3 protein-coding genes, 1 pseudogene and 1 riboswitch are annotated in these 6281 nt (G+C 69.7%); of the genes and pseudogenes, 1 reads left to right on the top strand and 3 read right to left on the bottom strand.

Translation table 11 applies throughout. The features are described 5' to 3' along the window. The 3 genes from coaD to QK444_RS30830 all read right to left on the bottom strand — a co-directional run. Window positions 1-485 (bottom strand): pantetheine-phosphate adenylyltransferase (gene coaD / locus QK444_RS30840; protein WP_282785611.1); only part of this gene is annotated, 485 nt, incomplete at its 3' end. A 23-nt stretch (window positions 486-508) separates the two neighbouring features. After that, window positions 509-1075, bottom strand: coding sequence for a 16S rRNA (guanine(966)-N(2))-methyltransferase RsmD (gene rsmD, locus QK444_RS30835; RefSeq protein WP_282785610.1), 567 nt, complete (start codon window positions 1073-1075; stop codon window positions 509-511). After that, window positions 1072-4476 (bottom strand): pyruvate carboxylase, encoded by a 3405-nt coding sequence (locus QK444_RS30830; protein WP_282785609.1) that lies wholly within the window; start codon window positions 4474-4476, stop codon window positions 1072-1074. Before QK444_RS30830 ends, rsmD begins: the two co-directional genes overlap by 4 nt. Before the next feature lie 214 nt (window positions 4477-4690). Next, window positions 4691-4882, top strand: a riboswitch (cobalamin riboswitch). 136 nt (window positions 4883-5018) lie between these two features. On the opposite strand from QK444_RS30830, the pseudogene QK444_RS30825 reads away from it, so the two are divergent. Beyond that, window positions 5019-6281, top strand: a pseudogene (locus QK444_RS30825) (5-methyltetrahydropteroyltriglutamate--homocysteine S-methyltransferase); the annotation flags it as partial.

Here is a 6281-nt window from a genome sequence, read left to right as displayed (position 1 = left end):
CACTTGCGACGTTCGGCGATGCGGGCCAGGAGGCGCTTGTGGACCGGTTCGGGCAGCAGGTCGGAGACGTCGCCGCCGAGGGTGGCGACTTCCTTGGTGAGGGAGCTGGAGATAAATCCGCGCACCGGGTCTCCAGCGATGAAGTAGGTGTCGACGCCGGTGAGTTTGCGGTTCATCTGGGCCATCTGCATTTCGTAGCCGAAGTCGGTGGCGTCGCGCAGGCCCTTCACGATGGCGGTGATGCCCTGCTGCTTGGCGAACTCGACGAGCAGACCCTGCCAGCGCTCCACCCGCACGTTCGGCAGGTGGGCGGTGACCTCGCGGATCATTTCGATGCGCTCGTCGACGGTGAACATCCCCTGCTTGTTCGGATTCACCACCACCGTCACCACGACCTCGTCGAACTGCGCGGCCGCGCGGGTGATCACATCGAGATGTCCGTTGTGCACCGGGTCGAAGGAGCCCGGGCAGATTGCTCCAGCCATGGGCCGACGCTAGCAGGTGCTGCTCACGACCCTGCCTCGTACTCCGCCAGGTCGATCCGGGTCTCCCCGTAGGTGCGTGACTTCAGCGGGTAATACCCTGCGGGCCAAGCGAGTTCCGGTGAACGGCTGGAACGTTCCACCACCACGAGCGCACCGTCGACCAGCCATTCGTTGGCGGCGAGCAGACCGAGATCGGCGATCACCCCGGTGACGTCCAGCGCGTACGGCGGATCGGAGAACACCAGGTCGTACGGCCCGTCGGCGGGCGGGGACGCCAGCACCGCCGCCACGCTCCCCTGCCGCAGTTCGGCCCCGGGCAGCCCGAGATCATCGATATTGCCCCGGATCACACTGGCCGCCTTACGATCCGACTCCACCAACAACGCCCGCGACGCCCCGCGTGACAGCGCCTCCAACCCCAGCGCCCCGGACCCCGCGTAGAGATCCGCGACTCGTATCCCGCCGAAGTCCAGCCGGGCGGCGAGCAGGTTGAACAGCGCCTCGCGCACCCGATCGGAGGTGGGGCGGGTCCCGGCGGGCGGCACCCGCAACCGCCGCCCGCCCGCGCTCCCAGCGACGATCCGCGTCACTCCGCCGCGGCCTCGTTGAGGCTCAGTTCGATCAGCAGATCGCCGCCCTCCACCTGCTGCACCTTGCCGATGGCGACGCGCTTGACCGTGCCGCCGCGCGGCGCGGTGATGGCGGCCTCCATCTTCATGGCCTCGATGGTGCCGATGGTGTCGCCGGGGCCGACGGTGTCGCCGTCGCCTACCGACAGCGTGACCACGCCCGCGAACGGGGCCGCGATATGTCCGGCATTGTTCTTGTCGGCCTTCTCGGCGGCGGGGACCTCACTGGCGATGGAGCGGTCGCGCACCATGATCGGCCGCAGCTGGCCGTTGAGGATGCACATCACGGTGCGCATGCCGCGCTCGTCGGGTTCGGAGATGGCCTCCAGGCCGATGAGGAGGGTGACGCCCTTCTCCAACTGGACGCGGTGTTCCTCGTCGTGGCGCAGGCCGTAGAAGAACTGGTTGGCCGACAGCCCGGAGGTGTCGCCGTACTTCTCGCGGTGGGCCAGGAATTCGGCGGTGGGCCCGGGGAACAGCAGCCGGTTCAGGGTGGCGCGCCGCTGCTCCGAGGTCCCGTTCAACCCGGCCTCGTCCTCGGCGGTGAGCTGGGTTTCCGGCTTGGCCGGGCCGCGTCCGGCCAGCGCGCGCGAGCGGAACGGCTCCGGCCAGCCACCGGCCGGTGTGCCCAATTCCCCACGCAGGAAACCGATCACCGAATCGGGAATGTCGTAGCGGCCGGGGTCGGCGGCGAATTCGTCCACGTCCACGCCGGTGCCGACCAGTGCCAGCGCGAGGTCGCCGACCACCTTGGACGACGGGGTGACCTTGACCAGGCGGCCCAGCATGCGGTCGGCGGCAGCGTATTTGGCCTCCACCTCCTCGAACTGGTCGCCCAGCCCCAAGGCGATGGCCTGCTGCCGCAGATTCGACAGCTGGCCGCCCGGGATCTCGTGGTGGTACACGCGCCCGGTCGGCCCCGGCAGTCCGGATTCGAAGGGCGCGTACACCTTGCGCAGCGCCTCCCAGTACGGCTCCAGATCGCACACGTGCTGGAGGTTCAGCCCGGTGTCGTGCGGTGAGTTGGCCGCCGCCGCGACGATGGCCGAGAGCGCGGGCTGGGACGTGGTGCCCGCCATGGGGGCCGAGGCGCCGTCGACGGCGTCCGCGCCCGCCTGCCAGGCGGCCAGGTAGGTGGCCAGCTGGCCGCCCGGGGTGTCGTGGGTGTGCACGTGCACGGGCAGCTCGAACTCCCGGCGCAGGGCCGTGACCAGCGTCGCCGCCGCCGGAGCCCGCAGCAGGCCCGCCATGTCCTTGATGGCGAGGACATGCGCCCCGGCGTCGACGATCTCCTCGGCGAGCTTGAGGTAGTAGTCGAGCGTGTAGAGGTTCTCGTCCGGATTCGACAGGTCGCCGGTGTAGCTCATGGCGACTTCGGCGATGGCCGTTCCGGTTTCGCGCACGGCGTCGATGGCGGGCCGCATCTGGTCCACGTTGTTGAGCGCGTCGAAGATGCGGAAGATGTCGATGCCGGTGGCGGTGGCCTCGGAAACGAAAGCGCGCGTGACCTTTTCCGGGTACGGGGTGTAGCCGACGGTATTGCGCCCGCGCAGCAGCATCTGCAGGTTGATATTCGGGATCGCCTCGCGCAGCGCGGCCAGGCGCTCCCACGGGTCCTCGTACAGGAACCGCAGCGCGACGTCGTAGGTCGCACCGCCCCAGCATTCGATGGACAGCAGTTCCGGCGTCATCCGCGCCACATGCCCGGCCACGTCCAGCAGCCCGTTGGTACGCACCCGGGTGGCCAGCAGCGACTGGTGCGCGTCGCGGAAGGTGGTGTCGGTGACCGCGACGCCCGGCCGCTCCCGCAGCCAGCGCGCGAACCCCTCCGGCCCGAGTTCCAGCAGCTTCTGCCGCGACCCCGGGGGCGGCGGCGCCGTCATATCCAGGGCGGGCAGCTTATCGTGCGGATACACCGTGGTGGTGCGCTGTCCGTGCGGCTTGTTCACGGTGACGTCGGCCAGATACCGCAGGATCTTGGTGCCGCGGTCGGCCGAGGAGCGCTGAGTGAGCAGTTCCGGCCGCTGGTCGATGAACGACGTGGTCACCCGTCCGGCCCGGAACTCCGGATCGTCGAGCACCGCCATCAGGAACGGGATATTGGTCGTGACGCCACGAATGCGGAACTCGGCCACCGCCCGCCGGGCGCGCGCCACCGCGGTGGCGAAGTCACGGCCGCGGCAGGTGAGTTTGACCAGCATGGAGTCGAAGTACGCGCCCACCTCGGCACCCACGTTCGCGCCGCCGTCCAGCCGCACGCCCGCCCCGCCCGGCGACCGGTAGCCGGTGATGCGGCCGGTGTCGGGCCGGAACCCGTTGGCCGGATCCTCGGTGGTGATGCGGCACTGCAGCGCCGCGCCCCGGATCGTGATCGACTCCTGCCGCAGCCCCAGATCCGCCAGGGACTCCCCGGCGGCGATGCGCAACTGCGCCTGCACCAGGTCCACATCGGTGATCTCCTCGGTCACCGTGTGCTCGACCTGGATGCGCGGGTTCATCTCGATGAACACGTGCCGGCCGCGCTCGTCGAGCAGGAACTCCACCGTGCCCGCGCAGCTGTAGCCGATCTGGCGGGCGAAGGCCACCGCGTCGGCGCAGATCCGGTCGCGCACGGCCGGATCCAGATTCGGGGCGGGCGCGAGTTCGATCACCTTCTGATGCCGCCGTTGCAGGGAGCAGTCGCGTTCGTAGAGGTGGATCACGTCGCCGTGCGAGTCGGCGAGGATCTGCACCTCGATGTGGCGCGGGTTGACCACCGCCTGCTCCAGGAACACCGTCGCGTCACCGAAGGCGGATTCGGCCTCGCGCATGGCCGCCTCCACCGCCTCGCGCAGTAGGGCGCGGTCGTCGACCTTGCGCATACCGCGGCCGCCGCCCCCGGCCACGGCCTTGACGAAGACGGGAAAGTCCATGGTCTCGGCGGCCGCCAGCAACTCGTCCACGTCGGCGGAGGGCGCGCTGGAGGTCAGCACCGGCAGCCCGGCGGCCTTGGCCGCGGCGATCGCGCGGGCCTTGTTCCCGGTCAGCTCCAACACCTGCGCGGACGGGCCGATGAAGGTGATCCCCTCGCGGGCGCACGCCGCGGCGAGGTCGGGATTCTCGGAAAGAAAACCGTAACCGGGGTAGACCGCGTCGGCCCCCGAGGTCTTCGCAGCCTCGAGAATTTCCTCGATCGACAGGTACGCGCGGACCGGATGTCCGGGCGTGCCGATCTGATACGCCTCGTCCGCCTTCAGCCGATGGACCGAATTGCGGTCCTCATGGGGAAAGACGGCGACCGTGCCGATGCCGAGTTCGTATGCCGCGCGGAAGGCGCGAATGGCGATCTCGCCGCGGTTGGCGACCAGGACTTTGGAGAACATCCGCCTAAGGTACCTGCTCCCCGGACACCCTTCGGTCACGATGTCGGGTTCGCAGGAATCTTCACAACCGACGTTAGCCAGGTTGCGAAGATGTGTTCATCCGGACGATACACACCGGACCGGCTCCGGCCCCGTCGCCGGAGCCGCCGGCGCGGCGATATGCTCATCTCGCAATCGGTTCGCCGGACGGGAGCCCCCAGTCGGCGTCGAAACCGGATGCTCACCACGCGTGAGTTCATCCGATGAGAGGGAACCCGGTGAGAATCCGGGACTGTCCCGCAGCGGTATACGGGAACGACCGCCGTACCACGCACTGGGTGCCACACCTGGGAAGCGACGGCCAGTAGGTCGGCCATTCGGCCGGAGCCCGTGAGTCCGAAGACCTGCCGACTGTGCCGGGTACGCCGTATCCGGCGGCCTCCGCCTCGTGGATTGGGCGATGGACCGCATGTGCGTATTCGCATGCCGTTCGGTGTGCGCGTGGCACGGCTGTTCGCGCCCGCGGTGGTGGCCAGTGGCTCTGGAACACTGGAGAAATATCCGTGACCAATACACCGACCCCCTTCACCGCCACGGTGCTCGGCATTCCGCGCATCGGGCCGAACCGGGAGTTGAAGAAGGCGACCGAGTCCTATTGGGCCGGTCGCATCGACGCCGACGCGCTGCACGCCGTCGGGCGGAAGCTGCGGGACTCGCAGCTGACCGCGCTGCACGCCGCGGGACTGGATTCGATCCCGGTCGGCACCTTCTCCTACTACGACCAGATGTTGGACACCGCGGTCCTGCTCGGCGCGCTGCCGCCGCGGGTGGCGGAGATCGCCGATCCGCTGGACCGCTATTTCGCGGCGGCGCGCGGCACCGACGCGGTCGCGCCGTTGGAGATGACCAAGTGGTTCGACACCAACTACCACTATCTGGTCCCGGAGATCGGCGCGGAGACCCGTTTCTCCCTGCACCCGGACAAACTGCTGGGTGAGCTGGCCGAGGCGCGGGAGCTCGGCATTCCCGCGCGGCCGGTGGTCATCGGTCCGCTGACCTTCCTGAAACTGGCCAAGGGTGTGGGCGCGGAACCGCTGTCGCGCCTGACCGAACTGCTGCCGCTGTACCGCGACCTGCTGAGCCGCCTGGCCGCCGCGGGTGCGGAGTGGGTGCAGATCGACGAGCCGGTGCTGGTGACCGATCTCACCGCCGACGAGCTCGCCCTGGTCGGCACCGTCTACAGCGACCTCGCGTCCGCGACCGACCGCCCGGCTGTCCTGGTCGCCACCTACTTCGGGCATCCGGACGCCGCGCTGCCGGTGCTGGCCTCCACCCCGGTCGAGGCGATCGCCCTGGATTTCACCGCCGGGACCACCGTCGAGGACGTGGCCGCGGTGCGGCCGCTGCGCGACAAGCTCGTGGTGGCCGGTGTGGTCGACGGCCGCAATATCTGGCGCACCGATCCCGACCGGGCGCTGTCCACCCTCGCCACCCTGCTCGGCAGTACCGGCGCGCTGGTGGTATCGACCTCCTGCTCACTGCTGCACGTGCCGTACACGCTGACGGCGGAGCCCGGACTCGACGAGGCGCTGCGTTCCTGGCTCGCCTTCGGCGACGAGAAGGTCGCCGAGGTGCGGATGCTGGCCACCGCCCTGCACCGGGGCACCGACGAGGTCGCCGGCGAATTGGCTTCCGCCCGTGCGGCGCTGGCGAATCGGGCCGCCGACCCGCGGCTGCGCAACGACACCGTGCGGGCGCGGCTGGCGGCGCTGGGGTCCGACGCGACCCGTCGCGCACCGGCGGCGGATCGGGCCGCGCTGCAACGG

The sequence above is a fragment of the Nocardia sp. CC201C genome, from assembly GCF_030010695.1.
In the GTDB taxonomy this organism is placed as follows: domain Bacteria; phylum Actinomycetota; class Actinomycetes; order Mycobacteriales; family Mycobacteriaceae; genus Nocardia; species Nocardia otitidiscaviarum.
This window is presented reverse-complemented; position numbering and strand designations above follow the sequence as displayed.

Excerpts from the sequence above, each read along its gene's own strand:
- QK444_RS30830 (WP_282785609.1), bottom strand. The coding sequence starts at position 4,476 with ATGTTCTCCAAAGTCCTGGTCGCCAACCGCGGCGAGATCGCCATTCGC.